Below are 26,708 nucleotides of genomic sequence, written 5' to 3'. Positions count from 1 at the left end.
GGTATCGCATCCCGCCGCTCCGCCATATTCGGCCGACGTCCCGACCTGCCTCTAGGCTCGTATCCGCATCGCCACAAGGATGAATATGGACGCCTCCACTCGCACCACCGCCCGCAGCGTCAATCTGCTCCTGGTCACCACCTGCGTCGGGTTCAGCGCGCAGCCGCTCATCACCGCGCGGCTCGGGCACGACCTCGGCTCGACACTGGCCGGAATCGCATTATTGGCGGTGTATGCCATCCTGCTCGCGCATATCGTGTGGCAGGGTCCACGGACCGACGGCGATCCGCGCAAGCCGTGGCCACTGGTCATCTGCGGCCTGCTCGCGTTCGGCCTCTATCTGCGGTTCGGCCCGGATCTGGTCGTGCTGCCCGCCACGTTCGGCGCCGCCGCCATCCTGCTGCTGTCCACACCGCGCGCCGCGAGCATCGTCGTCATCGATGTCGGCCTGTCCATATACGCCATTCGGCACACCGCGGACCCTCGAACCATCGTGGATCTGGTCGCTCGAATCGCGATCGTCATGACGGCCATCTATGCCATCGGCCTGTCGGTGCGGCTGGCACACACCGTCGAACGCAATCGGATCGCACTCGACCAGGTCGCCACCCTTCAGGAACGCGCCCGCATGGCGCGGGACCTGCACGACCTGCTCGGCCACAGCCTCTCGGCCATATCGTTGAAAGGCGAGATAGCCGCCAAACTGGTCCATCGCGACCCGGACCGGGCCGAGACCGAGATCAACGACATTCTCGCGCTCACCCGCCGATCGGTCGGTGAGGTGCGCGGCCTGGCCCGCGAGCAACGCAGCTTGTCGCTGGCCACCGAGGTCAGCGGCATGGTGTCGGTCCTGGAGGCGGCAGGTGTCCGATGCCGAGTCGACGATGCGCCCCCCGATCTACCCGAGCAGCTGTGCAATACCCTGGGGTGGGTAGTGCGGGAGGCGGGAACCAATATCCTGCGCCACAGCGCGGCCCGCAACTGTGATATCTCCTTCTCGGCAGATGGCGGCACACTGGTGATGACGGTCATGAACGACGGTGCGCCGCTGCCGAAGGCATCGGACGCGGTGTCCGGTACCGGCCTGGCAGGGCTCGCCGGCCGGGTCGCGGAGGCGGGCGGGACATTGGAATTCGGCCATACCGCGAACGGCGGATTCCAGGTCCGCACCGTGGTGGAACTGTGATTCGAATACTGATCGCCGACGACGAGCAGTTGATCCGGGATGCGCTGGCAACACTCATCGGCCTCGAGGAAGATCTCGACGTCGTCTCGGTGACCGGGGTCCCCTCCGAGGTCGTCGGGTTGGCGAACACGCACCGGTGCGACGTCGCGCTCCTGGACATCGATATGGCCGGGACGGACGGCATCGAGATCGCCCGTCGGTTATGTGCCGCCGAACCCGGCATTTCCATCATCATGCTGACCAGCTTCGGCAAACCCGGCTATCTGAAACGTGCGGTCGCGGCGGGCGCACGAGGATTCGTCACCAAGGACATCTCGGCGGGCCAACTGGCCCGGGTCATCCGCGAAGTCCACGCCGGCGGCCGGTACCTCGACCCACAGGTGGCCGCCGACGCCATGTTCGCGGGCGAATGTCCGCTCGGCCCCCGGGAACTGGAGGTGCTGCGACTTGCCGAGAGCGGACGTACCGTCGCCGAGATGTCGAAGCTCATCCACCTGACCGAGGGCACCATTCGCAACTATCTGTCGGCCGCCATTACCAAGCTGGGTGCCGACAATAAATTGGGTGCGATCTCCATAGCCCGGAATATGGGTTGGTTGTGATATGTGAGTGGCGGCCACTTCGGTGGCCGCCAGTCGGCCGAGGACAGCGGCAGGCCGTGCCTGGTATTCGATGTAACGGCGAGGACGAAGGCGTCCGCCTCTCCGCCATCGAACAAGCGAGCCAGAATCGTACTGTCCCCACGTAACTGCGCCGCCCGAACCCGATGGACGCCGTCGATCACATGCCAGGACTCGCGATGCACGATGATCGGCGGCAGCGTCTCGTCCAGCGTCGCCATCACATTGATATGGTCGGAATCCACGCCCGCCAACCTGGGCGAATCCGAGAACCGCAACGATGCGATGGCAAGCGGAACCGGCTCCGACGTCGATACGAATTCCACCGTGTGCGAATCGGCTGCACTGTCTTTACCGACTGGTGGCATCTCTGTCTTCATCAAATAGTGGCCGGATCGCCGTACACCGCGATCGTGTCATCCGCGAGTCCCGACTTCGTGGTAAGCACGGCATACGATCTGATGGCGGCCGGGCCCAGGCAATCGTCGATCTCGACGTCCGTCGGCGGGATTCCCACCAGAGCCTGTCCATCACGCACCGGCCCCCTCGCGAGCGGAACGTCCGCGATGGCCCCGGTCGTCAACGCCTCCGAAATTCCGGGGCTGAGCTCGATACCCGGGTATACGGTCGCCTCGGCTTCCAGCGATCCGTGGCGATTCGGTCTCACGACAATTCTGGACGGATCGCCCTTCGACGGATCGGGGTTTACCCCCAATGCCATTGCCAGACCCTGCATCTGGAGTTGTATCGGCCCCGGAGCTATCGCATAGCCGACTTGATATCCGAGGACGAGCGTGGCCTCTTTCAGCCTGGTAGAGCCGATTCCGGACACTGCGGCGTACGCTTCGTCGCTCACCACTGCCACTCGTCTGGTCATCGGCGTGCCACCGATACGTTGGATGGTTTCTCGCCGATGTCCCAACACGACACTGCGTCCATCTTCGGTTCGGGCGCTCAGTTCGTGCGAGGGCGTGGGCGATGGTCTCTCAGCGGACGACGGGCCTGCCGAGTACAGCGCCGCGGCCAGTGCGACCGCGATCCACAGGTGTATGCGCATTCGTGATCGCCGAGGCTCACAGATTGATCGGATCGCCATACACCGCAACCGAATCGTCAGCTTCCGCGGACTTCGCGGCCATGATCGTGTAGGAACGAATGCTCGCCGGTCCGGCGCAACCATCGATGTGGATATGTGCGTTGCGGCTGGTGATGAACGCCTTGGGTCCCTCGAGCGCCTTCTGGCCGAGTGGCGCGTCGACGACTTTGCCCGGGGCCAGGGTGACGCTGAACGTCGGTGCGACCTGAGCCATGGGCCCGAGAGTGCCCGAGAGAAGAGGACCGGTGGGACCAGGGCCGACAGCCAGAGACGGGACGACACCGAGCGTCACCGAGGCACCCAGCGTGACGCTGGTCAGATCCACCGCACACCCGAGTTGGTATCCGCTCTGCAGGACGACCCCCTTCAGGGTCGATCCGCTGCCACCGACAGAGCCATACGACTGGTTCGTTACGAAGACTTCCCTGGTCGTCCCGATCCCATTGAGGGGCAGAACCCGATTGGCCTGCTCGTCATGCTGCCCGACCGTGAGGCTCCAGCCATCGGGCATGGTTACGCTCTGTTCGCGCGGTTTTATCTGAAACGTGTCCGCATGCGCCACCGGGATGCCGAGCGCCGCGGTTGCCGTCGCGGCAGCCACAAATATCAGAAGACGTACTCGCATAAGGGTTCTCCCCCACTTCTCGTATCCGACGTCCCGGCCGCCGAAGACTGGCCGGGACCACGGCGTGCAACGCTAAGAAGGCCGAATACCCTCGGCAACAACCGACCTCGTTGCCATCCACATCCACTGAGGTCACCCCGTCCGCCCCGGTGTACGGACCGGACAAACCGGCAGACTCGATCGGTACCGGACGTAGGGCCTTGGCTGTATGGGCATGCCGCCGCGAGAATTTCAACGCTCACGGGGAACCGCAGCGGGATGGACGACGTCTAAACACACCGAAGACATTCAAAGGAGCCATAACACGTGGTTCATGATGCCGTTTCGGGGGCAACACCATGCAGTCGGTAGAGACTGACACCGGTCAGCGCGTCGACCAGGGAGGGTCGGCGCGGGCAGAGTTCGCGCGGAGGTTAGCGGCGCTGCATCGGGCAGCGGGGACGCCGTCGTTGCGAAGTATCGCGATGATGGCGCAGCAGCGAGCCAAAGAGGCTGGGGGAGAGCAGCGGTCGGCGATGGCGTCGGCACAGAGGATCAGTGATTGGCTCAGTGGTCGCAATGTGCCCGCCCGGTTCGAGTCGTTGGCGCCGGTGTTGCACGTGTTGAGTGCGCGGGCACGGCGACGGGCCGGAACTCCCAGTGAGGCAGTCAATCTCAAGGCTTGGCGGACGTTGTGGGCTGCGGCGCACAAGGCTCCGACGGAGGGCCCGACGGCCGCGACGCTGTCGCCGTATCCGGAGGGCGGCGGTTACACGCACGAGCACGTGGCCGTGTTCTTCGGGCGGCGGCGGGCCCTGACCTCGCTGCTGAGTATGGTGCGGATGTCCGCGACACCGCAGCGGCCCGCCGATCTGGTGGTGCTCAGCGGGGCGTCCGGGGTCGGCAAGTCCGCGCTGTTGCGGGCGGGTCTGATACCGGCACTGCGGTCCGACGGCGGGCAGTGGGCGATCGCGTACATCACCCCTGGACGCGACCCCCTCGGCCGCCTGGCACATGCATTCGACAGCGAACCCAGCAGCGAGACAGGCATCTCACCCTCCCTGCTGCCTTCCGGCATCGATCCCGCCACCGTGCACCGCTGGTCCGACGGCCGGCGAGTGCTGCTGATCGTCGATCAGCTCGAAGATCTGTACGATCCGCGAATCGAACCGGCTGTGCGCGAGGCCTTTCTGGTCCAGCTCAAACGTCTGTCCGGGTTCGGGTCGGTGCTCGTCTCGGTCCGGTCCGACGCGCTGGTCCACTGCACGCGGTATTCCTGGCTGCTGAATGCGGTACAGCACAACAGCTTTACGCTGAATTCGATGCTGCGCCAGGAGATGGTGTCGGTGATCACCGGCCCGGCGCGCACACTCGGGGTCGCGGTCGATCCGGGAGTGGTCGAGTTGGTGATCACCGCGCTGGAGTCGGGACGCCAGCCGATCGGCGCCAATCCGGGCAGCGCGAGTCCCGGCAGTCTGCCGCTGCTGTTCGACACCATGCGGTCGCTGTGGTCCGCGAGTACCGGCGATCGGATCGACGTCGCGACGTATCGGCGGGTCGGCGGCGTCGCCCAGGTCGCCTGCCGGATGGCCGAACAGGTGTGGGAGCGGTTGTCTCCGGACGAACAGGCGGACGCGCAGCGGATTCTGCTGACGCTGGTCACCGTGCACCGCGACGGTGTCATGAGCCGCCGCGCACCGCTGGCCGAACTGCGGCGCATCACCGGCCACTCGGCCGCCGGCCGCAAAATCATCGAACGGCTCGCGCGGGACCGGCTGATCTGTCTGGAGCCCCGGCACGCCGCCCTCGTTCACGACGCGCTGCTGGGCTGGGATCGTTTGCGCGGATGGATCGCCGAGCAGAAGTCAACGCTGTTGTGGCGCCAGCGGATCGAGGAGGACGCCGCCGAATGGGTCGCCGCGGGACGCGATCCCGGACTGCTGTATCGCAGCGTCCGGCTGACCACCGCGATCGGCCACGCCGACCCCATGCTCAGCGCCGTCACCACGGAGTTCCTGCGGACTTCGGCGCGTGCCGAACTCAGCGCCACGATGGTGTCCGCCGGCCACGAGTACCGGGAAGCCGTCGGGTAGTGACGGCGCTGACGCGGGTCGCAACCGTGTAAACCCCTTCCAGACGGGCAAACTGGGAATGTGACAGACCAGCCCGACGAGCAAGCAGACAAGGACGACCGAGGGGCCGCCGACTCCTCGAACGGCGGCGAGGGCGGCAACCGAATGCCCGTCTGGCTGCCGCGGGCGATCCTGCTGGCGTTCGCACTGCTCGGGGTGTATCAGATCACCGACTGGGCCGCGCACAAGCTGCTCGGGATCTTCACGATCATGCTGGTCGCGTTCTTCGTCTCACTGGCAACCGAACCGGCGGTGAACATGCTGGCCGCGCGGGGAATCAATCGCGGCGTGGCCACCGGCGTGGTCTTCGTGGCGCTGTTCGCCGCTGTCGCAGGGTTTTTCGCGGCGTTGACGACGCTGCTGGTGGAGACCGTCACGAATCTGCTGCACGAACTGCCCGGCCTGCTCAACGAACTCGTGAACTGGGCCAATCACCGGTTCCACCAGCACTTCACGGTCGACCAGCTGCGCGATCGGCTGCTGCACGACTCCAACACCCTCAACAACTATGCCCAGACCGCCGCCAACAACGCCTGGGGGCTGTCCAGCACCGTGCTGAGCGGCGTGGTGCAACTGCTCACCATCGCGTTGTTCAGCATCTACCTGACCGCGGACGGCCCGAAGCTGCGCCGCACCGTCTGCTCACTGCTGCCGCCGCCCCGGCAGGTCGAGGTGCTGCGGGCGTGGGATATCGCCATCTCCAAGACCGGCGGATACCTGTACTCGCGGGCGCTGCTCGCGGTGATTTCGGCGCTGGCGCACTGGGTGTTCCTGGCAATTCTCGGACTGCCCAACGCGCTTGCCCTCGGCGTGTGGTTCGGCGTGATCGCCTCGTTCATTCCGACCATCGGCACCTATATCGCGGGCGTTCTGCCGGTGCTCGTGGCCCTGACGATCCACCCGATCGACGCGCTGTGGGTGGTGATCTTCTCGATCATCTACCAGTGGCTCCAGGACTATCTGCTGCAGCCGCGGATCACCGCGCGCACGGTCGACGTGAACGCCGCGATCGCGCTGCTGGCGGTGCTGGCCGGTGGCGCGCTGCTGGGCGCGGTCGGCGCGTTGCTGGCGATTCCGGCCACGGCGACCGTGCAGGGGTTCATGAGCGAATACGTGAAGCGCTACGAGGTGTCCGAGGATCCGCGAATCGAACGCACTCCACGCCATCTGCGGCTGTGGCGCCGACGAGGGTAGACACACCGCTACAAGGTCTTTTTAAGCGCTCGTCGAGTGCGGGACGGCATCGTCATCACCGCGAGAACATCGGGAAGCTCGCCAGCGGAAACCGGACCGGCCGGGACGGGGACCATCGGTGCCGGACCGACCTGCCTCGGAGGGGATGGCAGGTCGTTTCGGAGTCGATATCCGGATGCGCGGGAATGCCGATACGTGCAATGGTGCACATATGACATCGACGTCGGGCATTACCCTGCGATCCGGTACCGCGGCCGATGCGGATGCGGTCCGGCTGTTGACCAACACCTGTTTCGGCGTATCCAGTGATCCGGACTGGGCCGACCGTGACTTCGCCGTCTTCCCGCTCGAGGACACGATCCTGGCGCACGAGGGCGACCGGCTCGTCGGCTGCACCGCCGCACGACGGCAGACGCTGACCGTACCGGGCGGGCGCGCGATCGAGGTCGCCGCGCTCGCATCCGTCGCCGTGGCGCCGACACATCGGCGGCGAGGCATTCTGCGCACGATGTACACCGAACAACATCGGCGTACCGAGGCCGATGGTCTGGCGCTGACCATCTTCACCGCGAGCCAGGGTGAGATCTACGGCCGGTTCGGCTACGGTCCCACGATCATCGGGCACCGTATCCGGCTCGATCGCCGCTTCGCGCGGTTCCTGCCATCCACCCCCGATCCCGGCGGCGTCGAGCTCACCGCGATATCCGATGCGGCACAGACGATCCCGCCGATCTACGACCGATGGCGGCGGATGACGCCGGGCGCACAGGTGCGACCGGATGTGTGCTGGGACAACGTATTCGATGACTCGCCGCGGCAACGCAGCGGCGGCAGCGGGCTGTTCGCACTCGTCCACCCCGACGGCTATGCGCTGTATCGCTTCCAGCGGAATGACTCCGGCTCGGTGATCGATGTGGCGGAACTGCGCGCCCTCACCCAGGACGCGCATGCCGCGCTGTGGCGGACGGTGGCGGCATTGGAGCTGTTCGACCAGGTCGAGACGATCATCGCGCCCGACGACCCACTGCCCTATCTGCTCACCGACGCGCGGCTGGTCCATACCGTCGGCCGCAGCGACGTCCTCTGGGCGCGGCTCATGGACGTGCCCGCCGCACTCACCGCCCGCTCCTTCCGAGGCGATCTGGATATCGTTGTCGCGGTAGATGATCCGTTCCGTGAGGCGGGGGGCGCCTTCGCGCTGCGCATCCGCGACGGCGTCGCCGAATGCGCGCCGACCGGCCGCGCCCCCGATGTCGAACTCGGCATCGACGTGCTCGGCGCGCTGTATCTGGGCGCTCACCGCGTCCGGGCGTTCGCCGCCGCGGGCCGCATCCACGCCAAGGACGCCGCTCACCTGCGCGCCCTGGACAGCGCCTTCGAGACCGATCGGGACCCGGTTCTCGGCTGGTTCTTCTGAACCGATCCGGGTGCGCCTCCGGATTTCCCTGATGTTGTCTCGATCGTCGGGATCCCCTTCGGCTGGGCCAACCTCACATTGATCCCGGTCTCCCTGATACCGCTGGGCCGCGAGATCGTCGAGACCGACCGCTACTTCGGCCGGTAGATCCCCTTCACTCGGATTCGGCGACGATCTGTTGCATGATCACGACCGCCTCGCGCAGCACCGTGAGCTGAGCGCCGGTCAGGCTCGAGAGCTGCTCGGTCATCCACTCCTCGCGGGCGATGGCCTCGTCCACGAGCAACGCCCGGCCGGCATCGGTCAGCGAGACGATGACCTGGCGTCCGTCGCGCGGATGCGGATCGCGCTTCACCAGCTTCATTTCGGACAGCGATGCGATGACCCTGGTCATCGAGGGTGGCTGCACCCGCTCCTTGGCCGCCAGGGTGCCCGGCGTCATCTCACCCTCGAGGTTGAGCGTGGCCAGCGCCGACAGCTGACTCAGTGAAATCTGCGCGTCGGAGCGGCGGCCCCGCAGATGACGCGTCAGCCGAACCACCGCCAGGGACAGCTCGGCAGCGAGGGCTCGCATGTCGGAAACCGTTGTCACACGGCGAACGATACGGGACACGACACCCTGGATACGCTCGTTCGTAACGGTAGAGTTGTCCTGTGCCCCCGACAGTTCCCGAAATTCCGCCCCGTTTGACCGACCCGCGGCCGGTGCTGGCGATCGGAAGCGGGCTGTGGGCGATCGCGACGATCGCGGTCTGGGTGAATGGCGACTGGGCCGATGCGCGGCCGATCTGTCTCATGGGGCTCGTCGTCGGACTGCTCGGTTACACCATCTTCATGATTCAGCGACGCGGCGCGCGGCGCGGTGACAAGGGTGCCCAGAAGGGGCTTTAGTTAGCTACTGGTCGGTCTCCTGTTCGGGTATGGCACAGACTTTTACGGGCGGCGAATTGACTGTTCGCGGAGTTGCCGCTTAACTGCGTTGGTGTCCTCCCGATTGAGCGTCGAAGAACGCCGAGCCCACCTTATTGAGGCGGCCATCGGTCTTGCCGAAAAAAAGGGCGTGGCCGGGGTAACCACTCGTGACGTGGCTCAAGCTGCCGGAGTTTCGCTCGGTGTGGTGCATTACTGTTTCGAAAACAAGGACGCGCTGATGACCGAACTGGTCAAGGCGCTCTCGATGGAATTACGCGATTCTGTAGAGACCAACGAAACGGTCTGGCAGGACGTGGAAAGTGGAAAAGAATCACTTCAAAATCTCGTACGAGCAAGTCTGGAACTGATGTGGCTCAACATCGAGGCCACTCCCGAACGACAGTTGCTCACCTACGAAACCACGACCTACGCACTGCGGGAAAGCGAACAAACACCGGCAAAACTCGCGATCGCGCGCGAGCAGTACACGTTCAACGACTCCACCGTCGCCGATATCCTCGAACACGGCCGCGATGTGACCGGCACCCAGTGGACAGTGCCGGTCGCCACGCTGAGCCGATTCACCCTCGCGGTGATCGACGGCATCGTGCTGCGCTGGCTGGTCGACAACGACAGCGAGGCGGTGCGGATGCAGTTGGATGTGCTCGCCGGGATGATTATGTCGTACGCGAAATAGGCTGCGCCTGAACGTGCGTGGTGCTGCCGTCGCGCCACCACGACACCTCGGCGGTGGTTTCGAACGCGCCGCGCAGGTTCACCCGCAGCCGATCGTGCAGAACCAGCTCACCGTCCGATTCACCGAACTGCGGGCGCAACACCACACCGAGCGGCTCGGCCGACCAGGTGCTCACCCGGCCCGCACCGAGCACCTCTGCGGTGACCACCTCGGAGACCAGCCGCAAATCCAACAGGGTGGCCAGCTCCCGAGCGGTGGCCGGGTCGCCCACCACCAGCCGGTCCGGCGGCACCGCTAGTCCGAAGCAGGGTTCGTCCAGGACCAGCGCGTCGGCGGGGTCGATGACCGCTCCGGACAGGGCGCGCACCCGTTCGGGCAGGGCCAGCTCGTCCAGATCGAGCAGGTCCAGCGACTCGGCGAGCAGGCTGTGTGTCTGCGCGATCGATTCCGGAGACGGAGTTTTCGCCGGATCGGCCAGCGCATCCAGCAGGGCGGTGGCCAACTCCTGGGTGATGGTCTCGGGATCGGCCAACACCGCGCGCAGCGCGTTCAGCTCGTCGGGGGCCAGGCTGGTCGGTTCGGGAAGCAGCTCGGCGAAGACCGGATCGCCGGGTGCGCGGAACAACCCGAGCGCGATACCGTCCAGGCGGGCGTGCCGACGCAGCCACCAGGCGGTATAGCCATCACGATCGGCGAGCAAGCGGCGGGTCGACGGTTCGGACAGCAACAGGCGCAACGCTTCCGGCCAGGCATCCTGCGCCACCAGGTCCAGATCCCGTACGGCGGCCAGCTCCGGCGGATCCTGCTGGAGCGTGTCCCACCATGCCTCCTCGTCGTCGAGGTTGTGGTCGGGGCCGGTCGGATCGGGTTCGGTCACAACCGAAAATCCCCATCCGACGCCGATCGCGCGCAGGGCCTCCGCGCCGTAGCGCCGCACGATCGCGGAATCGACTGTGCCGAATGGGGATTCGTCGGATACCATGACACGGGCCAGCGGAGCGTCCGGGAGCAGCAGCTCGTCGGCGGGCCGCAATTCACCGCTCTCGTCCGGGAGTTCGAGCATGCCCAGCCAGGTCGGCAACGAACCCCGCAGCTGCCCGGCCAAGCGCAGCACGGCATCGACGGTGTCCGAATCGGCCGGATCGTCCTCGAGCAATGCCTGCAACGCGGGATCGCCGAGCAGGTCCTCGACCGTGGCCTGCCGCGCACCGAGACGTTCGAGCAGCGTATGCGCCGCCTCCGGATGCACGAGGCGGGCCCAGTGCACCGGCAGCGTCGGGGTCTCGAATTCCGGGAGGTCGTCTGGCGTCGTCTCGGGGTCGGCGAACGCGCCCGACAGCTCCAGATCGTCGCTCAGCACCGCCGTGCGCGGGCCGGTGACCCGGCGCCCGTCGGCCAGTGGCACGGCGATCGCACCGAGTTCCTCGGCGGCCAGCCGATCCTGCGCGAAGGGTTCGAGCGCGTCGTAGAGCGAATACCACCACTCCGGCGGGAATTCCAAGTTCGCGGACACCTCGGCGATGCGGGCCAGGCCGATGCGATGCACGTCCAGCACCGTCAGCGCGTCGGACGTCTTGTGACCCGAGAGCTCCGGAATCACCAGCGGGCCGAGCACTTCCGCGAGATGATGGGCCAATTCGCCTGTCGCACCCAGGAATACGTTCGCCCGCTGCGGGGTCACCGCCGCTTCGGCGGCATCGGCACTGCCGGGGACCACCGGCAGCCAGGCCTGTGCGCGCAGTTCGGTGATGAGCGCCTCGCGCAGTAGCGCGTCGGTCTCGCTGCGGGGGAACCCGGGTGTGGGAACCAGGACGAGCCGCTCCTGCGGCGGCAGGGCACGGGCGAAATCGGCGTAGCCGGCGGCCAGTTCGGCGATGCGGGCGCCGGGCAGCAGGCGTCGGCGGTCGGGCTGCATCGGGATGTCGGCGATGAGCAGCGCCGGCAGCGACAGCTCCTCGTCGGAGCGGGTCGGCGCGCGCAGTACATCGGGTTCGGCCGCGACCGGGCGGCCGTTCACCACCGGCAGCAGCCAGCGCGACCGGCCGGCCTGGAACTGCCACCATGTCCGTGTGCCGTGTATCGGGTCCGACACTCGCACCTGCCGTAGACCATTGTCGAGATCCGCTACGTCACTGCGTATCTCGTCGTCACCGATGCGAATGTATTGCAGTGCGGGCAGTTCCAGCAGCAGGTCACCGGCCTCGGCGCGCATAGCGGCCGACAGCTCCACGGCATCGATACCCGCGCGCAGCCGCACGACGATCTCACTGTCGAATCCGTCGGCCGGTCCCGTCTCGATCGCCCAGGTCAACCGCAGTGCCGGAGGCGCGAAGCCGGGTTGCTCCGGAATGGCGATCCCGGCGCGGCGCAGTTCCTCCCCGGTACCCTCCCGAGAGAAGCGCAATGATCCCGTACGGGAACGGAATTCGATCTCGTCACCGACGGACAGGACCGCCGTGAAGCCGACACCGAATTGGCCGACCGTCGATTCCACCCCCGACTTGGCCGAGGCGCGCAGGGCCGTGAGCGAATGCACACCCGAAATATCGAGCGGCACACCGGTATTGGCCAGATGCACCGCATCACCGGCGAACCACACAGCCAGCCGGCCCGCGACCCCCGCCTTGGCCGCGGCATCGGCGGCATTCTGCGCCAACTCGGTAAGCAGCCGGTCGCGATAGCCCGCCCGCACCAGATCGGCCTCGACGGCCCCGTCCTCCCGCAGCCGAGTCGGCGAACCACGCCAGGCGTCGAGCACGCCCGACCGCAGTGCGGCGGTCCCGAACGGATCCTCCACCCCCGTCATCGCGGCGTACCTATGGCAGAGGTCCACACTGGTGTGGTCACAGCTTTCCTTTACATAGAAGTATGCAGCCGGGCCGGAATCTTCAGGCCTGGGACTCCAGGCGACAGCATGCCAGGATCACAGACTGCCCGAGCAACTCGGGATGCGGACGCACCAATACTGGATGCGGCCGTCATACCGATCTCACTCAGTCCTGCTCCGATGCTCCGGATGCTCCCTCGGCGACGTGTTCCACCCGAACCGCGGACACCGCCCACGCATCGTGGTATTCGGGGGTGCTCGCACCGGGCTCGGACGGCATCGCACCGGACTCGGCCGATACCTCCTCAGTGGCCTCCGAAGACTCGACTGTCGAGCGCTCGGCATCGGGCTCCGCGCGCTCATCCGCGGCAGGCGCGAACTGACTGCCCGATCTACCCGCTGTCGCAGGGGAATCCACGGCACTTTCGTGCGCGGCGGCATCGACCTCGTCAGCCTCGTCCACACCTGCCGCACTCGTAGTTTCGGAGACCTCTTGGGCAGCAGACGGACTCATGGAATCGGCCGGCGCGGCAACATCGGTTGCGACGTCCTCACTCACCGCCGTCTCATCGGGAGGCGCGGGAAATTCCTGCGCCCCAGCAGAATCCGTCACCGAGGATGCGACCTCCTCGACCGCTGGGGGCACACTGCCCACGGTGTCGGACGCCGCTGTCTCGGACGTCTCGACCGCCGAGGCATCGACATTCGACGCCTGCGCGGTCGCGGTCTCCGCATCGGTCCCGGGTTCGGCAGGATCGGATTCCGCCGCGTAACACACCGTCTGCGTGAAAGCGGCCTCGAACTCGGCGGCCTGCCGAGCGACCTCGACCTCCGGTACGGCAACGACCTCGGGTGCGGCAACCTCTGCCTCGGACACCGGGGGCTGCACAACCTCGGCCCCCCGTTCCGCTGTCTCGACCTCCGCCGCCGCGACCGTCGACACCGTGTCGTCGGTAACTGACACCGCCGACTCGACCACCGGCACATCGGCTTCCACCGCCGGCGCCGCATCGTCAATCACCGGCGCAGCATCGTCAGCTGTCGGCACGGTATCGCCTACCACCGATGCGGTACCTCCAGCACCCGACGAGGCACCCTCAGCAACCGGCGCAGCATCCACGACGACCGGCGCAACACCCTCAGCAGCCCCAGCACCAGGGGCGGCATCCACGACGACCGGCACAGCACCCCCGACAGCCGACCCAGCATCGCCAGCACCTGGCGCCGCAGCCACCACCACCGGCGCAACACCCTCAGCAGCCCCAGCACCAGGCGCGGCATCCACGACGACCGGCGTCCCCTGAGACTCCGACACGCCGGCAACAGCCTCGGGCGCATCGGCCGACTCGCCGACGGACTCGGCGGCCGACGGATCCGGTCCGCGCAACCCCCCCACGGAGATCATCTCGACAGCGGCATCGTCATATGCCTCGTACAGCGGCGAACCACCGCCCGTGGGCAGCTCGGTGTCCGAATGCGCGCCGCAACCGTATTCGACATGCACGACACGGCCGTCGGCGCCCATCGCATTGGCGCAGACGCCGTACGCGGCGCGCAACGCACCGGCCAGCGGTACGAAGAATCCGCACTGGCGACAGGTCGAGGGTGCGGCCCGTGCCATATCGGTGTCCGGACCGTATTCGGTGAACCAGCGCTCGGCGGCCTCCTCGCGGCCCTCCCGGCTGAGCACCTGCGGGCGCCCCTGGCCGAGCTCCTCGACGACCTCGTCGACAACCGGGTCACCTGTCACCAGGTAACCGGGGACCAGACGCGGATCGTCCAGCTGTGGCGCCAGTAGATCGCCTGGCGCCAGATCACCGGGCCGCACACGCCGATCCCACGGCACGAACTCGGGTGGGGTCAGGGCCTCGGGCCCGGGCAGCAGCGCCGACTCGCTGACCGTCGCACGCTCGGCCTCCGGCGGGGCCGCCACCACCACCGCCCACTGCCAGCCGCGATAGCCCGGCAGGGTCGAAGCGAAGCGATGGGTGGCCGCGTACTCGTCCTCGGCGGTCACCCCCAGATGCTCACCCACACCATCGGGCTGCAACTCTAGGAGCGCACGACGAGCCAACTCGACCGCCTCCGCCAGGATCGGTCGCACGGCGGGCTCCGAAACAGAAACTGCGCTCACGTCCTACATTTTGCCGCATGCATCGCAACACCCGAACGTTGGCCGGGGCAGGACTGATCCTGCTGGCAGTACTGCTGCCCTGGGCGGCCGGATGCTCCGGCGACTCCGACACCACGCCGCAGCTTCGCGCCCAGGTTCTGGCGACGCGCCCACACGACACCACCGCCTTCACCGAGGGCCTGGAACTGGACGGCAACGTCCTGTACGAGAGCACCGGCATGAAGGGACACTCGGGCGTGAGCGCCACCGATTTCACCACCGGCGCCCAGATGGCCCGGGCCGATCTGGATCCGCAGTATTTCGGGGAGGCGATCACCAGGGTGGGAAATATCCTGTGGGAGCTGACCTGGAAGAACGGGGTCGCCTTCGCCCGCGACCCGCAGACCCTGGCCGAACTGCGGCAGGTGCGCTACACCGGCGAGGGCTGGGGGCTGTGCTCGATGAACGACCGAATCGTCATGAGCAACGGCAGCAGCACTCTGACCTTCCGCGATCCGGTCAGCTTCGCCGTCACCGGCTCGGTGCGCCTGACCAGCCATGACAACGTTCAACTGAATTCACTCGACTGCGCGCCCGACGGCACGATCTACGCCAACGAATGGCCGACGGACCACATCCTGCACATCGACCCGAAATCCGGCCGGGTACTCGGCGACATCGATGCGTCGGGCCTGCTCACGCCCGCGCAGCAAGTCGGAACCGACGTACTCAACGGAATCGCCACCCTGCCCGGGACGGATCGTTTCCTGCTCACCGGCAAATACTGGCCGACCATGTTCGAGGTCCGTTTCGTTCCCGAATAGGACCTCCGGGGTCAGGATCACACGAGACCCTGGCCCCGTCCCCGGACGGAGTGCGAGAGAATCGGACTGTGCCTACCTCCCGTCCACCCTCCGGCGCCGAGCCAGGCGGCTGGGACGGCGAGGAGTCCCCGCTCACCCGGCGGCACCCCGGCTACGACCGCTATCCACCGCCGAACAACCCGGCGCGCGATCGGCCCGACCCGCCGCACGACCGAGACACACCGCCGCAGGCCTCGGACCGCGATCGACGCGCACGCGACCCGCTGCCGCCCCTCCCCCGCCGCGGCGGCGAACCGGACGTGCCCGAATTCGTGACCCGGCGCATGTCCTCGAACCAGCCGCCGCCAACTCTGCCGATAGGCGAGTCGTCGCAGCACGAGGCCCCCGAGCCCCCCACGGATTCCGGACCCCGCAAACGGGTTCCGCGCAAGATGACCGTCACCCGGGTCGTGGCGATGCGGAGCGTCGAGCTCACCGAACGCGGATTCCGCACGTTCCGGCGCGCGGCGGAGGCTGACGGGGCCGGCGAGTCCGGGCTCACCGCGCTGGTCTACGCGACGATGGCCAACTTCGCGCTCGACGCGGCCATCGCCGTCGCCCTGGCCAACACTCTGTTCTTCTCCGCGGCGACCGCGGAGTCCAAGAGCAAGGTGGCGCTGTACCTGTTGATCACGATCGCGCCGTTCGCGGTGATCGCCCCGCTGATCGGCCCCCTGCTGGACCGTTTGCAGCGCGGCCGCAGGCTGGCGCTGTCGGGCTCGTTCGCCGCTCGCGCGGTGATCGCGATCGTGCTGATCTTCAATTTCCACGGCTGGGCGCTGTATCCGCTGGCGCTGCTGATGATGATCCTCAGTAAATCCTTCGCGGTGCTCAAGAGCGCGGTGACGCCGCGGGTGCTGCCACCGGGCATCGATCTGGTGCGGACCAACTCCCGGCTCACGGTCTTCGGCCTGGTCGGCGGCACGCTCGGCGCAGGTGGTGTCGCCGGTGCGATCGCCGCGGCGGCCGGATCGCCCGGAGCGCTGGTGTTCGCGTCGCTGATCGCGGTGGCCGGGACGTACCTGAGCCTGCGCATCCCGTCCTGGGTCGAGGTCACCGAGGGCGAGGTGCCCGCGACGCTCGGATACCACAGCGAGCACGGTCACACCGAGGTGCTGGAGGCCGACGAGGACTCGCCGGTCAAGCCGAGTCGCCGCCGCCAGCCGCTGGGCCGCTCGGTGGTGACGGGGCTGTGGGGCAACAGCGCGATCCGGGTGCTCACCGGATTCCTGACCTTCTACGCGGCGTTCGTGGCGAAGTCCACCGAACACCGTCCGGTGCATCAGGCCGCGATGCTGGGCGTCATCGGCGCCGCGGCGGCGATCGGCAACTTCATCGGAAACGCCACCGGCGCCCGGATGAAATTGGGCCGTCCGGCGCTGATGGTAGTGATCTGCACGGCCGCGTGCACGCTCGTCGCGGTCCTCGCGGCGCTGGCCGACAACCTGATCGGCGCCGCCGTGGCCACCGGGGTCGGCGCGTGTGCCAGCGCGCTGGCGAAGGTGTCGCTGGACGCCTCGATCCAGGACGACCTGCCGCCGGAATCGATCGCATCCGGATTCGGTCGCTCGGAAACGGTGCTGCAGCTGTCCTGGGTGGTCGGCGGCGCGGGCGGAGTGCTGCTACCGACGCAGTGGTGGGTGGGCTTCACCGTGGTGTCCGCGGTGCTGGCGCTCGGATTGGTGCAAACCTTCATGAGCTACCGTGGTCACTCGCTGCTGCCCGGTCTGGGCGGCAACCGACCTCAGCACGCCAAGCAGGAGGTGCCCGTGGACGTACCTGATCCACCCGGCGCCGCTCCCCGACCAGCGACAGGAAACCCGTGACCAAGCCCAACACCCGCACGATCGTCGCGCTGGCCGCGGCGGCGGTGCTCGTGGTGATCGTCGCCGTCGCCGCCGTAGTCACCGTGGCCGTGCACAATGCGAAGAAGCCCGATCCCTCGATCACCGCGTACGCGCACGGCAAGGCGGTCACCGTGGCCCCGTACCGGTACTGCACGGTGGCCGGGATGAGCGAGATGGGCCAGCTGAGCCTGAACTGCCACGAAAGCAATATCACCGTGCCGCTGAACGTCCCGCCGGGCTCCCCGCTACAGATCTCGCTGCCGAAGAAGATCGCCAACGCGCCGTGGATCATGATGCGCGAGTATGTCTTTCCCGACGGCCGGACCCATGTGCGCGACGTCAAGACCTATCAGGATTTCAAGCCCGGCACGCTGGCGGTGACGGTACCGTCCCGTCCCACCCCGAATCTTCGCCTGGTCGGCATCGAACTGCAGCTTGTCATGCCCGCCCGCGACGAGTCCGGCCGCGAGTTCTACGCGCCGTATCAGGTCTGGTCGATCAAGACGGCCTGAGCGGGAATACGTTCCAGCACGCCGCCCGCGAAAACGTCGTACAGCGGCAGGGTTTCCAGGTGCACGTAGCCGATGTGGCAGTCGCACAGCGCGAGCGGACATGGCCGCGGCGCGAGTGCGGCGCGGTATGAGCCGTCGTACAGATTTCCCAGCGGATCCTGGACGAAATGGCAACGCCGCACGGTGCCCTCGCCGTCCACGGACAGCACCGACGAGCCGGTGCGGCAGGGCTGCCCGGCGGATCTGTGCGGGTGTCTGCTGAAGGGGAACAGCGGATCCAGCGCCGTCCACCGTGCGGCCTGCTCGTCGGTGTAGGTATGCCCCTCGGCGGCATTCACCCACAGGTAGACGTGGTCCGCAAGATTCGCGCGTAGCCGCTGTGCGGCCTCGAGATGTGCGGGGAGCCCGACGATTCCGACGCTGAAGCGCACACCCGAGCGCGTCAGGCGGTCGAGCTTGTCCACGAATCGCTCGGACGGGGTCTGCCCCGGGTGGTACGTGCACCACAGCGCGAGCGTGTCGAGATCGGCCTCGGCCAGCCATTCGGTCCGGCAGCTGAGGTTGGTCTGGATGGCGACGCGTTCGACCTGCGGCAGGTGCGACAGCTCGACCAGCGCCCGCCGGTACCAGGACCGGACCAGGCCCTCGCCCCACGGGGTGAACAGGATCGAGAGCCGATCGCCGGTCTGCTCGCGAACCCAGGCGGTGAACCGCTCGAGGGCGGCGCGGTCGGCGCGCAGTTGGGCGGGTGTATCCCGGCGCTTGGCGAACGGGCAGTAGGGACAGTCGTAATCACAGGACGCCAGCGGTCCGCGATACAGCAGAGTCAAATCCATTGCCACCTACCGTAATTCGTAGTTCGTCATGGCCGCGCGGACGGCGGGCGAGAAGAATTCGGGGCCGATGGCGTCGGAGTAGGCCAGTCCCTCCGGGGACAGGCGCAGCCGGTCTGTATCGCCGTCTGCCAGCCAGCCGCGCTCGGCCAGCACCCGCAACTGCCCGGGAAAGTCCTCGTGCGGGCCGCATCCGAATCGCAGCCGGTATTCGGCGTTGGACAGCCCCTGGACCTGGAGCAGCGATTGCAGCAGATGCCTGCGGCGGGCCTCGTCGGCATTGATCGCCCGGCCGACCAGCGCATGGTCGAAATCGATGGTGGCGGTGTAGGAGTCGATGATGGCCCGTACCTCGCGCATGGAAACCGCGTAGTCGAACGAGTAATGCAGGCGCGAGGTGTAGGAGCGAGCGCCGCAGCCAAGCCCGACCATGCCGTCGGTCTGGCAGGCGTAGTCGTCCGGGCCCTGCGGCGGCGCATCGGTGCGCCGGAACATACGCATCGAGACCTGTTCGTAGCCGTGTGTGAGCAGGTGGTCACGGCCCTCGCGGTATCGGCACAGGCGTTGCTCGTCCCAATCCCGTTCCGAGAAGGCGTGATCGGCCTGCCTCCCCAGACCGGTGAGCGGCCGCACATACAGCGGATAGAGATAGATCTCCTCCGGCCGCCACCGCAGCGCCGCGTCCAGGGACAACCGCCAACTCGACGCCGTCTGCCCCATGATGCCGTAGATGAGGTCGATGTTGAGCACCGGGATTCCGGCCTCGCGAATACGCCCCAGCGCGGCCTCGACGTCCGCGCGCCGCTGCGGCCGGACCGCCGCACGGGCCTCGGCATCGACGAAACTCTGCACCCCCAGGCTCACTCGCGTCGCACCCCGCGCGGCGAGCACCGCCAACCGGTCGGCGGTCGCCGTGGCGGGCGAGGCCTCGACCGACAGGGGGATCGCACGCAGATCCGCGCCCATCACCAGTTCGGCGATATCGCACAGCCTTTCCAGTTCAGCGGCCTCGAGGTAGGTGGGCGTGCCGCCGCCGAACGCGGCGGTGGCGAACCGTGCCGGTCGCTCGTCACCCAGCGCCGCCCGCACGGCGCGGGCCTGCCGGGTCAGGGCGTCCAAGTAGCGACCGATCAGGCCGTCGGGTGCGCCGATCCGGGTGAACAGGTTGCAGAACCCGCATCGCACCTCACAGAACGGAATGTGCATGTACAGCGAAAGGGTTTGTCGTGCTTCGTCTTTCCAGAGGTCGGCGAGCGCCGGACGCGGCGCAAGCGGGCGGTAGGCCGTCTTGTGCGGGTAGGCGTAGACGTAATTCCTATACGGCCGCAGCGGCGTGTGGACGGCGGTCATATGGCCTCCAAGGGGTCGGGTTCCAGGAAGAAATGACCGTAGGGAACGGTCCAGACCGATTCGTGGCCCAGTCGGTGCCCGGTGAAGCCATCGTCCCCGTAGGCGGTGCCGTGATCGGAGCAGACGATGGCGAAACAGCGGCGGCGTGACCGCATCGCGTCGAACAGCCGCCCCACATGACGATCGATATACCGCAGGGCCGCCGCGTGCGTGGCACGGCTGTCGCCCGCGTCGCGGGTGGCGCCGGGCAGGTAGAACCAGTTCGGCTGATGCAGCGCGGAAGCGTTGAGGAACAGGAAGATCCGCCGCTCGGGTGGCAGGTTCGCCACCGCCCGTGCGGCGCAGGCCACCTGCGCCTCGAACGAGGTCGGCGAGGCCACCGAGAACTCGGGCGCCCAGTGACTCTCCGCGAACAGGCCGGGCAGGACGCTCCCCAGCGCCGCCTGCTTGTTGAAGAATCCGACGCCGCCGATGCATACGGTGTGGTACCCGCGCCCGGCCAACGCGGTGACCAGATCGGGTGCGTCGAAGACGAAGGTGCGCTCGACGGTGGTCTCGCTGCCGCCGAACTGCGCGGCGAACAACCGCGGATGCGGGCCCGGCGCGGCGGGCGTCGGGAGAAAGCCCGCGAATATGGCCTGATGCGAGGCGTAGGTGAAATTGCCCGGGGCGTGCCGGCGCTCCCACCGGCCGCCCGGCAGACAGGCGCTCAGGGTGGGTAGCTGCCCGGCTTCGGCCAACTCGGCCGCCACGTCGTAGCGGAGCGTGTCGAGTGTGAGCAACAGCAGATCGTCGCGGCCGACGACCTCGTTCATATCGGGATCCGGTGCGTACGGTGCGATTTCCGCCGTATTCAGCGTATTCATGACGCGCTGCCTGCGCTCATCATGACATGACGGTCAGCCGTCGGCCCGGAAAGGCGCTGCGGCACAGCAGACGGCCCCGATACGGCCGATACTCCCCGCGTGGCCGGAGCGGCGCATTCGCGCGGAACAGCACCGTACCTACGGTGTGCGGCATCGATCTGCGCGGTGTAGGTGTCCAGGCCGGCCGCGGGTCCGTCGGGCAGACCGGCCAGCCCCGGCAGCAGATCTCCGAAGGCGTTGACCTCGCCGACGTGAAATCTACGCCAGCCGGTCGAGGGCAGCAGATCAACTGCGACACAGAGTGTTCCGGGAAAGCACGCGGCGGCCCGTTCGCAGGTCGACAGCGCCCGGGACCAACGCTCCCCCACGATGCGGCGGACCTCGCCGAGATCACCGCGCGCGCCGCCGAGATGCAGATTGGTCATCGGTGTGCCGCTGGTCCGCACGACGGCGTGCGTGGCGCGGCCCGCGACCACCAGGACCCGCAGATCAGCCGAGCGACCATGCAGCGAGGCCTTCGGAATCCACTGCTCGATATGCAGCCTGTCGGGCGCGAGCGCATCGACGATCGCGGCGATCTCGCGTTCGCTGGTATAGCGCCGCACGCGCAACGAGTTGTAGAGGCGACCGGCGGCGGTCAACTCGACCGACGTAGCCGCCTGCCACCGCCGGGAGCCGGCCGTGGATGAACCGCGCGTCGACTCGATCGCGAGCACACCGGACGCGGACGAACCGTGCGCGAGTTTGACGAAAACCCTGGACATTCCGGCGTCATCCATCCGGGTGCGCACCTCCTCCCAGCCACGCACCGCGACGGCGGCGCCCGAGGTCGGAGCCCGCGGCACCGGCACTCCCGCCGCCGCGAGGCGGGCGTGGCACAGCCGCTTGTCGAACAGCACGGCCAACTCGCCCGGATCGTCGAGCCGGATCCCGCCGCGCAGTGTGCGGACTGTCGCAAGCAGGCTGTCGTACCAGCGTGCCGAACCCTCGACCCGGGTGGGCTCGGCGATACCGCGAAGAAGCTCGTCCACCTCCGGCTGCTCCCCGGGCGATTCCAGCCGCACGATCTCCCGCGGCCCGAATTCGCAGCCGCCCTCGCGCAGCACATCCCGCCATTCGACCACCCGCAGGCCGTCTACTCCGGCCGCACGCGCGGCCTCGGCGAACAGCCGCACCCGGCGGTTGTCACCGTTGCCGACGACCGCCCATCCGCGCGGACCGCCCTGCGACGGATGAAATGAATTCTCCGACATGGTGATTCACTCGCCGACCGCGACGAAGCGGAAGACCTCGCCGTCGGCGTCCCTATTATCCTGGGCGTCGTCGGGGTCCAGATCCAGCTCGACTCCGGCCGGTTCCAGCGCCTCCTCCAACCGCTCGCACATGGCCTCGCTCAGATAGTTGTAGTGCATATCCAGCGACATCAGATGGGTCAGCGGTTGACCGGCGAGCAACGCCGCGGCGCCCTCGTCGGTCAGCACACCCATCGATACGTCCAGGACCTCGAGCCGGGCCACCACGGGCGCCGAGGCCAGGGCCGCGCAGATCTCGTCCTGAATCTCGCTGTTGCGCAGTGCGAGATCCACCAGGCCGGGCAGTTTGTCACCAGCGAGGATGGGGGCAAGATCGGAGACCGTGCAGGTCCCGCCGTACTCCGAGGTGCCGAGCCACAGATCCAGATGGGTGAGCGCAGGGAATTCGCACGCCGCGATGCCCTGCACCGTATGCGCTGACAGGCCACCGGCCTGCACGGTGAGCTGCAGGAGATGTTCGTGTTCGATCGGCGCGAACTCCAGGTACTGACCACCGCGCACGCCGAACTCTTCCAGCAACGGGAACGCCTCCAGCAACGGGCTCACCCCGCTCTGACAGATCCAGGAGATCTCGTTCTCCTCCGAGACGATGTCGCCCAGGAAAATCGCGCGCAGGGCGGGCAGGCGATCACGGGCAGCCACGAACGCCCGGATCACCTCGCCCGACTCCCCATCGGACTCGTCGGCCCAGCAACCCACGACGATCGCCCCGACCTTCTCGGTGTCGACAGCCTCCAGAAAGCGCTCGAAACACGCCGGCCAGCTCTCCTGCGCATCCCACGACTCGATGCCCACTCGCCACGCCACCGAGTCGGCCTCGGGCAGAACCGGCATCACCTCCTCTTCCCCCGGCGGAGGCGGAAAGTCGTAGGTGGGCAATCCGTAGAACTCCTCCAGATTGCCGTCGATTCTCGTCATGGTCATATGCCCCTTCTGGCTCGATCGCCGATGTTCTCAGGTGAGTTATAGCGGGTCGGACCGACAGCTTCGAGCCGAACCGAACTTGTCGGTGTCCCTCGTTAGAGTCCTTGGCGTGGCACCGATTTCGTGCCGGACGGGAGGAATTCATGTACAGGCAGGGTGATGTTCTGATCGTGCCGCTCGCGGACGAGGCCGTGCCCGCGAGCGCCGCACGGACGGCTCCGGAGCCGCGCGATTCCCGGGGGCGGCTGGTCCTGGCCCTGGGTGAGGTCACCGGGCACGCGCACGCCATCGCCGGCCCCGGCACGCTGATCTGCGAGGCGAGTTCGTCCAGCCCGCTGCTGCACCTCCCCGAGGGCGGGCGCGTGGTGCACGAGGAGCACGCCGCGATCGTGCTGCCCAAGGGCTGGTACCGCGTGGTGCGCCAGCGCGAGTACGTCCCGGGCGCGTTCCGGATCGTCGCGGACTGAGGGCGGCGGCGAATGAGCGACGAGATGTCGAAACAGATTGACTGGCAGCAAGTTTCGACAGCCACAGGCTCGGGCGATCGGACCGCGGCCGAAGCCGGGGTCCGGCTGGCCTACCGTCGTGCCGGGCTGCCCGACCCCGAGCACATCCTCTGGGCGCGTTCGCCTCTGGAGGCCGTGCGCAGGCTGCGCGGCGACATCGGGCCGCACCCGTCGAGGCTCGGAGCGTCCGTCCGCGAGATGGTGCGCAGTGCCCCATGGGCTACCGAGCGAGCGAACCTGCTCACCGAGTTGGGGCAGGAGGGTTTCAGCGCGCGCTGGCGGTCGACCGGCGCCCCACTGTGGGAACTGACCCGCCGGATCGCCGATCGCATCACGGACGGAGTCCTGGCGAGCGCGGCCGATGATCGGCACGAGCAGACAGCGATCCGCCTGCTTCTGCTGGACGCGGTGCAGGGCCAGCACGACGCCGCCTGGCTCGCCGCCTTCGACACCTCCGGCCCACCCCTGGACGGAATCGCCGCCGTCGCACGGGAAGCGGGCTGGTGGTGGCCCTATCAGAAGGTGGCGGTACTCACCGAGCGCCCGACCGAGCTGCACCGCGACGAATCAGGTCGGCTCGACCGTTCGGACGGCCCCGCCCTGGCGTATTCCGACGGCTTCGCCCTGTACGCCTGGCGCGGCATGCCCGTCCCCGCGGAGTTCCTCGAGCGCCTCGGATCCCTCACGCCCCAGCAGATCCGGACCGAGGAGAACGCCGAGCTGCGCCGGGTGATGCTCGAGTTCTACGGGTACGACCGCTATCTCGCCGAGTCCGGCGCCGAGCCGGTACACCGCGACGAGACGGGCGTGCTGTGGCGGATCCGCCTCGACGGTGACGAGGATGTGGTGATGGTGGAGGTGGTCAACTCCACACCCGAGCCCGACGGCACGAATCGCACCTACTGGCTACGGGTTCCGCCGCTGACCCGCACCGCCCGCCAGGGCGTCGCCTGGACGTTCGGCTTGGATGAAGACACCTACGCGCCGACCCGGCAGACGTAGCCCGATGCGACACAGCCCTCGGGGCACGCCATTCGTGCGCCGAGGGCCGCGGAATCCCCGCTCGGGCAGGGAGAGTCAGTGATCGAGCTCGCGGGCCACGCCCCGAACCACCTCGGCGATGCGCTGTGCGGCCTTGCGGTCCGGATACTTACCCTTACGCAGATCCGGCTGCACCTTCGCCTCGAGCAGGGTGATCATGTCCTCGATCATCCCGTGCAGATCGTCGGGCGACTGGCGCGGATGCGCTGGGGCGGCCTCCTTGTGGCCCTGCCCCTGGCCACCGCCGCGCACCGAGGGCGGCGGCTCGAGCAGCGTCAGGCTCAGAGCCTGGGGACCACGACGACCCGCCGCCATCCCGAATTCGACCCGTTGCCCAGGCTTCAGCCCCTCGACACCCTTGGGCAACGCAGACGACCGAACATAGACGTCCTCACCCTCGTCCTGGGAAAGGAAGCCGAAGCCCTTCTCGACGTCGTACCACTTCACCTTGCCGGTCGGCACTGCGCTCACCCGTTCGTCTTCAATGCCCGGACGGCCCGGGCACAGCCATGGGCGCCGGAGCACGTCCGGCACCCTCCTGTATTCGAAAAGAACGCGCCCCACACAGCTATGCAGGACGCGATAGACACTGAGTCTACCCCGGTGACTATTGCCGGAGCACATCAGTTTTACGGTGCAGGAATGCCGGAATCTCCCGCCTCGCCCTCCGCCGCGGCACCGCACCGCTCGCCGCGTCGCACCCCGAATATCGCACTCCCCCTGGCCCTGGGCCTGTTCACGATCGGACTCCTGGCGATCGTCGCCATATTCCTGACACCGATCCTCTCCGACGCGAAACCCGGACTGTGGCTGTATCTCGTCGCGATGGTCGCGACGCCGGCCGGGCTCCTGCTCGCGATCGGGTTCACACTCTGGTCGGGCCGCCGTGTTCGATGACTCGAACACATAATTTGCCCAGTTCACCTCTCGGCTATGCCTGTGATCTTCATCACATAACGAAGTGGTCACAGCATGGTCACGGACCGTGCTCGATGGAGCTTCGGCGCATTCACCTGCGCAGACACATTCCGTAAGGCGTTGCGCTGGATAGTGACCCATTCGTACACGCCGGTTATCAAATGGTGATTTTTCGCGGAGAACGTCGTACGGTCTAAACCGTCGGGAGCAGTCCCGACACCACCGGCCCGCCGCACCGAACCTCGCCCCGCGGGTACCGGACCCCAACGGAAACAGGGGCGAGGGCGGGGAACCCACGTTCCCTACAGGCAGGGAAGCGGGATCGCTCGGCAACGATGCGATTCCTTGGGGTGAAGCCCCGGAGCACCACCCGGTGCACCAGGGCCGGACGGCCTCTCAGTCCGAACCCGACAGCTCACCTCGCAGGCGCGTACGAGAGGGAGACACCCGATGAGTGGACGCCATCGCAAGCCGACCAGTACCAGTCGTACCGTCGCCAAGGTCGCCGTCACCAGCGCGATCATGGGTGGTGCGGGTGCAGTTCTCGCTGGTCATGCGTCTGCAGCAACCGATCAGGACTGGGACAGCCTGGCGCAGTGCGAATCCGGTGGTAACTGGGCCATCGACACCGGCAACGGATTCCATGGCGGCCTGCAATTCACTCCCAGCACGTGGCGCTCTTTCGGCGGCGACGAGTACGCCTCCAGCCCCGAGAACGCCAGCCGTGACCAGCAGATCGCCGTCGGCGAGAAGGTGCTCGCCACCCAGGGCTGGGGCGCTTGGCCCTCCTGCTCACATCATCTGGGCCTGCACGACGGCGCGACCATGCGCGATGTGCCGTCCTCCACTCCGCATGTGGAGTCCGCGGGATACACCCAGCACTGGAACCCGGCGCAGTCCGAGTCCGCGCCCCATTCGCAGGCCCCGGTTATCGAGC

General features: G+C 67.5%; 26 protein-coding genes, 1 pseudogene and 1 riboswitch. Of the genes and pseudogenes, 15 read left to right on the top strand and 12 right to left on the bottom strand.

The genetic code is table 11. From position 1 onward, the window contains the following. The first annotated feature begins 85 nt into the window (after nt 1–85). Both JZ791_RS14865 and JZ791_RS14860 read left to right on the top strand, forming a co-directional pair. Nucleotides 86–1,186 carry a sensor histidine kinase gene (locus JZ791_RS14865; protein ID WP_216895167.1) on the top strand — a complete coding sequence of 367 codons (1,101 nt, stop codon included), beginning with the start codon at nt 86–88 and terminating at the stop codon, nt 1,184–1,186. After that, on the top strand, nt 1,183–1,788 hold the full coding sequence (locus JZ791_RS14860) for a response regulator transcription factor (protein ID WP_216895165.1): 606 nt from the start codon (nt 1,183–1,185) through the stop codon (nt 1,786–1,788). The genes JZ791_RS14865 and JZ791_RS14860 overlap by 4 nt, the downstream gene beginning before the upstream one ends. On the opposite strand, the gene JZ791_RS46805 is transcribed toward JZ791_RS14860, so the two are convergent. Next, a complete protein-coding gene (locus tag JZ791_RS46805; protein ID WP_368858328.1) occupies nt 1,704–2,027 on the bottom strand; it encodes a ParB/RepB/Spo0J family partition protein in 324 nt (107 codons plus the stop codon). The two genes, JZ791_RS14860 and JZ791_RS46805, sit on opposite strands and share 85 nt — an antisense overlap. On the opposite strand from JZ791_RS46805, the gene JZ791_RS44990 reads away from it, so the two are divergent. Continuing rightward, nucleotides 1,993–2,193 carry a hypothetical protein gene (locus JZ791_RS44990; RefSeq protein ID WP_254205727.1) on the top strand — a complete coding sequence of 67 codons (201 nt, stop codon included), beginning with the start codon at nt 1,993–1,995 and terminating at the stop codon, nt 2,191–2,193. The genes JZ791_RS46805 and JZ791_RS44990 overlap by 35 nt on opposite strands. On the opposite strand, the gene JZ791_RS14850 is transcribed toward JZ791_RS44990, so the two are convergent. Beyond that, a complete protein-coding gene (locus JZ791_RS14850) occupies nt 2,186–2,863 on the bottom strand; it encodes an MspA family porin (RefSeq protein WP_254205726.1) in 678 nt (225 codons plus the stop codon). The two genes, JZ791_RS44990 and JZ791_RS14850, sit on opposite strands and share 8 nt — an antisense overlap. Before the next feature lie 16 nt (nt 2,864–2,879). Continuing rightward, nucleotides 2,880–3,527 (bottom strand): MspA family porin, encoded by a 648-nt coding sequence (locus JZ791_RS14845; RefSeq protein ID WP_216895162.1) that lies wholly within the window; start codon nt 3,525–3,527, stop codon nt 2,880–2,882. Nucleotides 3,528–3,994: 467 nt separating this feature from the next. Between JZ791_RS14845 and JZ791_RS14840 the strand changes: the two genes are divergently transcribed. From JZ791_RS14840 to JZ791_RS14830, 3 genes are all read left to right on the top strand, one after another. Further along, nucleotides 3,995–5,599 (top strand): ATP-binding protein, encoded by a 1,605-nt coding sequence (locus tag JZ791_RS14840; RefSeq protein ID WP_216895161.1) that lies wholly within the window; start codon nt 3,995–3,997, stop codon nt 5,597–5,599. A 60-nt stretch (nt 5,600–5,659) separates the two neighbouring features. Continuing rightward, complete coding sequence (locus JZ791_RS14835; protein ID WP_308162930.1) at nt 5,660–6,832, top strand: AI-2E family transporter; 1,173 nt, start codon at nt 5,660–5,662, stop codon at nt 6,830–6,832. Between the two features lie 211 nt (nt 6,833–7,043). Beyond that, nucleotides 7,044–8,249 (top strand): GNAT family N-acetyltransferase, encoded by a 1,206-nt coding sequence (locus tag JZ791_RS14830; protein ID WP_216895160.1) that lies wholly within the window; start codon nt 7,044–7,046, stop codon nt 8,247–8,249. A 154-nt stretch (nt 8,250–8,403) separates the two neighbouring features. On the opposite strand, the gene JZ791_RS14825 is transcribed toward JZ791_RS14830, so the two are convergent. Further along, nucleotides 8,404–8,823 carry a MarR family winged helix-turn-helix transcriptional regulator gene (locus tag JZ791_RS14825; protein WP_216895239.1) on the bottom strand — a complete coding sequence of 140 codons (420 nt, stop codon included), beginning with the start codon at nt 8,821–8,823 and terminating at the stop codon, nt 8,404–8,406. 80 nt (nt 8,824–8,903) lie between these two features. On the opposite strand from JZ791_RS14825, the gene JZ791_RS14820 reads away from it, so the two are divergent. Continuing rightward, nucleotides 8,904–9,140, top strand: a complete 237-nt coding sequence (locus tag JZ791_RS14820) for a DUF2530 domain-containing protein (RefSeq protein ID WP_216895159.1) — start codon at nt 8,904–8,906, stop codon at nt 9,138–9,140. A gap of 103 nt (nt 9,141–9,243) precedes the next feature. Continuing rightward, nucleotides 9,244–9,858, top strand: a complete 615-nt coding sequence (locus JZ791_RS14815) for a TetR/AcrR family transcriptional regulator (RefSeq protein ID WP_254205725.1) — start codon at nt 9,244–9,246, stop codon at nt 9,856–9,858. Here the strand turns inward: JZ791_RS14815 and JZ791_RS14810 are convergent. Both JZ791_RS14810 and JZ791_RS44985 read right to left on the bottom strand, forming a co-directional pair. After that, nucleotides 9,839–12,664, bottom strand: coding sequence for a sacsin N-terminal ATP-binding-like domain-containing protein (locus JZ791_RS14810; protein ID WP_216895156.1), 2,826 nt, complete (start codon nt 12,662–12,664; stop codon nt 9,839–9,841). The genes JZ791_RS14815 and JZ791_RS14810 overlap by 20 nt on opposite strands. 1,321 nt (nt 12,665–13,985) lie before the next feature. Continuing rightward, a pseudogene (locus tag JZ791_RS44985) lies at nt 13,986–14,789 on the bottom strand (DUF3027 domain-containing protein); the annotation flags it as partial. Nucleotides 14,790–14,836: 47 nt separating this feature from the next. On the opposite strand from JZ791_RS44985, the gene JZ791_RS14800 reads away from it, so the two are divergent. The 3 genes from JZ791_RS14800 (at nt 14,837) to JZ791_RS14790 (ending at nt 18,020) form a co-directional block, all read left to right on the top strand. Beyond that, on the top strand, nt 14,837–15,622 hold the full coding sequence (locus JZ791_RS14800; RefSeq protein ID WP_216895154.1) for a glutaminyl-peptide cyclotransferase: 786 nt from the start codon (nt 14,837–14,839) through the stop codon (nt 15,620–15,622). A gap of 68 nt (nt 15,623–15,690) precedes the next feature. Further along, nucleotides 15,691–17,487, top strand: a complete 1,797-nt coding sequence (locus JZ791_RS14795; RefSeq protein ID WP_308162929.1) for an MFS transporter — start codon at nt 15,691–15,693, stop codon at nt 17,485–17,487. Next, on the top strand, nt 17,484–18,020 hold the full coding sequence (locus JZ791_RS14790) for a DUF2771 domain-containing protein (RefSeq protein ID WP_216895152.1): 537 nt from the start codon (nt 17,484–17,486) through the stop codon (nt 18,018–18,020). The genes JZ791_RS14795 and JZ791_RS14790 overlap by 4 nt, the downstream gene beginning before the upstream one ends. Here JZ791_RS14790 and JZ791_RS14785 read toward each other — a convergent pair. The 5 genes from JZ791_RS14785 to JZ791_RS14765 are packed head-to-tail and all read right to left on the bottom strand — an operon-like array spanning nt 17,993 to nt 23,300. Continuing rightward, entirely contained in the window at nt 17,993–18,856 is an 864-nt protein-coding gene (locus JZ791_RS14785) for an STM4011 family radical SAM protein (protein WP_216895150.1), read from the bottom strand. The genes JZ791_RS14790 and JZ791_RS14785 overlap by 28 nt on opposite strands. A gap of 6 nt (nt 18,857–18,862) precedes the next feature. Further along, nucleotides 18,863–20,203: an STM4012 family radical SAM protein gene (locus tag JZ791_RS14780; protein ID WP_216895149.1), complete on the bottom strand. Its 1,341-nt coding sequence runs from the start codon at nt 20,201–20,203 to the stop codon at nt 18,863–18,865. Then, a complete protein-coding gene (locus JZ791_RS14775; RefSeq protein WP_254205724.1) occupies nt 20,200–21,069 on the bottom strand; it encodes an STM4013/SEN3800 family hydrolase in 870 nt (289 codons plus the stop codon). Before JZ791_RS14775 ends, JZ791_RS14780 begins: the two co-directional genes overlap by 4 nt. After that, complete coding sequence (locus JZ791_RS14770) at nt 21,066–22,322, bottom strand: STM4014 family protein (protein WP_216895147.1); 1,257 nt, start codon at nt 22,320–22,322, stop codon at nt 21,066–21,068. The genes JZ791_RS14775 and JZ791_RS14770 overlap by 4 nt, the downstream gene beginning before the upstream one ends. 6 nt (nt 22,323–22,328) lie before the next feature. Further along, nucleotides 22,329–23,300, bottom strand: a complete 972-nt coding sequence (locus tag JZ791_RS14765) for an STM4015 family protein (RefSeq protein WP_216895145.1) — start codon at nt 23,298–23,300, stop codon at nt 22,329–22,331. Nucleotides 23,301–23,449: 149 nt separating this feature from the next. On the opposite strand from JZ791_RS14765, the gene JZ791_RS14760 reads away from it, so the two are divergent. Beyond that, nucleotides 23,450–23,773: a DUF8820 family protein gene (locus tag JZ791_RS14760; RefSeq protein WP_254205723.1), complete on the top strand. Its 324-nt coding sequence runs from the start codon at nt 23,450–23,452 to the stop codon at nt 23,771–23,773. Nucleotides 23,774–23,797: 24 nt separating this feature from the next. Next, a complete protein-coding gene (locus JZ791_RS14755; protein WP_216895143.1) occupies nt 23,798–24,814 on the top strand; it encodes a DUF6745 domain-containing protein in 1,017 nt (338 codons plus the stop codon). A 75-nt stretch (nt 24,815–24,889) separates the two neighbouring features. Here the strand turns inward: JZ791_RS14755 and JZ791_RS14750 are convergent, their stop codons facing one another. Continuing rightward, on the bottom strand, nt 24,890–25,315 hold the full coding sequence (locus tag JZ791_RS14750) for a cold-shock protein (RefSeq protein ID WP_216895229.1): 426 nt from the start codon (nt 25,313–25,315) through the stop codon (nt 24,890–24,892). A gap of 180 nt (nt 25,316–25,495) precedes the next feature. Between JZ791_RS14750 and JZ791_RS14745 the strand changes: the two genes are divergently transcribed. After that, the gene (locus JZ791_RS14745; protein WP_216895141.1) at nt 25,496–25,750 is read left to right on the top strand and encodes a hypothetical protein; all 255 of its coding nucleotides are present in this window, start codon (nt 25,496–25,498) and stop codon (nt 25,748–25,750) included. A gap of 265 nt (nt 25,751–26,015) precedes the next feature. Continuing rightward, a riboswitch (cyclic di-AMP (ydaO/yuaA leader) is annotated at nt 26,016–26,215 on the top strand. A gap of 6 nt (nt 26,216–26,221) precedes the next feature. Then, nucleotides 26,222–26,708 (top strand): transglycosylase family protein (locus JZ791_RS14740; RefSeq protein WP_216895139.1); only part of this gene is annotated, 487 nt, incomplete at its 3' end.

It is taken from the genome of Nocardia alni (assembly GCF_019038435.1).
GTDB lineage: Bacteria > Actinomycetota > Actinomycetes > Mycobacteriales > Mycobacteriaceae > Nocardia > Nocardia alni.
This window is presented reverse-complemented; position numbering and strand designations above follow the sequence as displayed.

Excerpts from the sequence above, each read along its gene's own strand:
- JZ791_RS14810 (WP_216895156.1), bottom strand. The coding sequence starts at position 12,664 with ATGACGGGGGTGGAGGATCCGTTCGGGACCGCCGCACTGCGGTCGGGC.
- JZ791_RS44990 (WP_254205727.1), top strand. The coding sequence starts at position 1,993 with ATGATCGGCGGCAGCGTCTCGTCCAGCGTCGCCATCACATTGATATGG.
- JZ791_RS14830 (WP_216895160.1), top strand. The coding sequence starts at position 7,044 with ATGACATCGACGTCGGGCATTACCCTGCGATCCGGTACCGCGGCCGAT.
- JZ791_RS14850 (WP_254205726.1), bottom strand. The coding sequence starts at position 2,863 with ATGCGCATACACCTGTGGATCGCGGTCGCACTGGCCGCGGCGCTGTAC.
- JZ791_RS14770 (WP_216895147.1), bottom strand. The coding sequence starts at position 22,322 with ATGTCGGAGAATTCATTTCATCCGTCGCAGGGCGGTCCGCGCGGATGG.
- JZ791_RS14845 (WP_216895162.1), bottom strand. The coding sequence starts at position 3,527 with ATGCGAGTACGTCTTCTGATATTTGTGGCTGCCGCGACGGCAACCGCG.
- JZ791_RS14780 (WP_216895149.1), bottom strand. The coding sequence starts at position 20,203 with ATGACCGCCGTCCACACGCCGCTGCGGCCGTATAGGAATTACGTCTAC.
- JZ791_RS14745 (WP_216895141.1), top strand. The coding sequence starts at position 25,496 with ATGCCGGAATCTCCCGCCTCGCCCTCCGCCGCGGCACCGCACCGCTCG.
- JZ791_RS14760 (WP_254205723.1), top strand. The coding sequence starts at position 23,450 with ATGTACAGGCAGGGTGATGTTCTGATCGTGCCGCTCGCGGACGAGGCC.
- JZ791_RS14785 (WP_216895150.1), bottom strand. The coding sequence starts at position 18,856 with ATGGATTTGACTCTGCTGTATCGCGGACCGCTGGCGTCCTGTGATTAC.
- JZ791_RS46805 (WP_368858328.1), bottom strand. The coding sequence starts at position 2,027 with ATGGCGACGCTGGACGAGACGCTGCCGCCGATCATCGTGCATCGCGAG.
- JZ791_RS14775 (WP_254205724.1), bottom strand. The coding sequence starts at position 21,069 with ATGAATACGCTGAATACGGCGGAAATCGCACCGTACGCACCGGATCCC.
- JZ791_RS14765 (WP_216895145.1), bottom strand. The coding sequence starts at position 23,300 with ATGACGAGAATCGACGGCAATCTGGAGGAGTTCTACGGATTGCCCACC.
- JZ791_RS14755 (WP_216895143.1), top strand. The coding sequence starts at position 23,798 with ATGTCGAAACAGATTGACTGGCAGCAAGTTTCGACAGCCACAGGCTCG.
- JZ791_RS14840 (WP_216895161.1), top strand. The coding sequence starts at position 3,995 with ATGGCGCAGCAGCGAGCCAAAGAGGCTGGGGGAGAGCAGCGGTCGGCG.
- JZ791_RS14825 (WP_216895239.1), bottom strand. The coding sequence starts at position 8,823 with ATGCGAGCCCTCGCTGCCGAGCTGTCCCTGGCGGTGGTTCGGCTGACG.
- JZ791_RS14800 (WP_216895154.1), top strand. The coding sequence starts at position 14,837 with ATGCATCGCAACACCCGAACGTTGGCCGGGGCAGGACTGATCCTGCTG.
- JZ791_RS14865 (WP_216895167.1), top strand. The coding sequence starts at position 86 with ATGGACGCCTCCACTCGCACCACCGCCCGCAGCGTCAATCTGCTCCTG.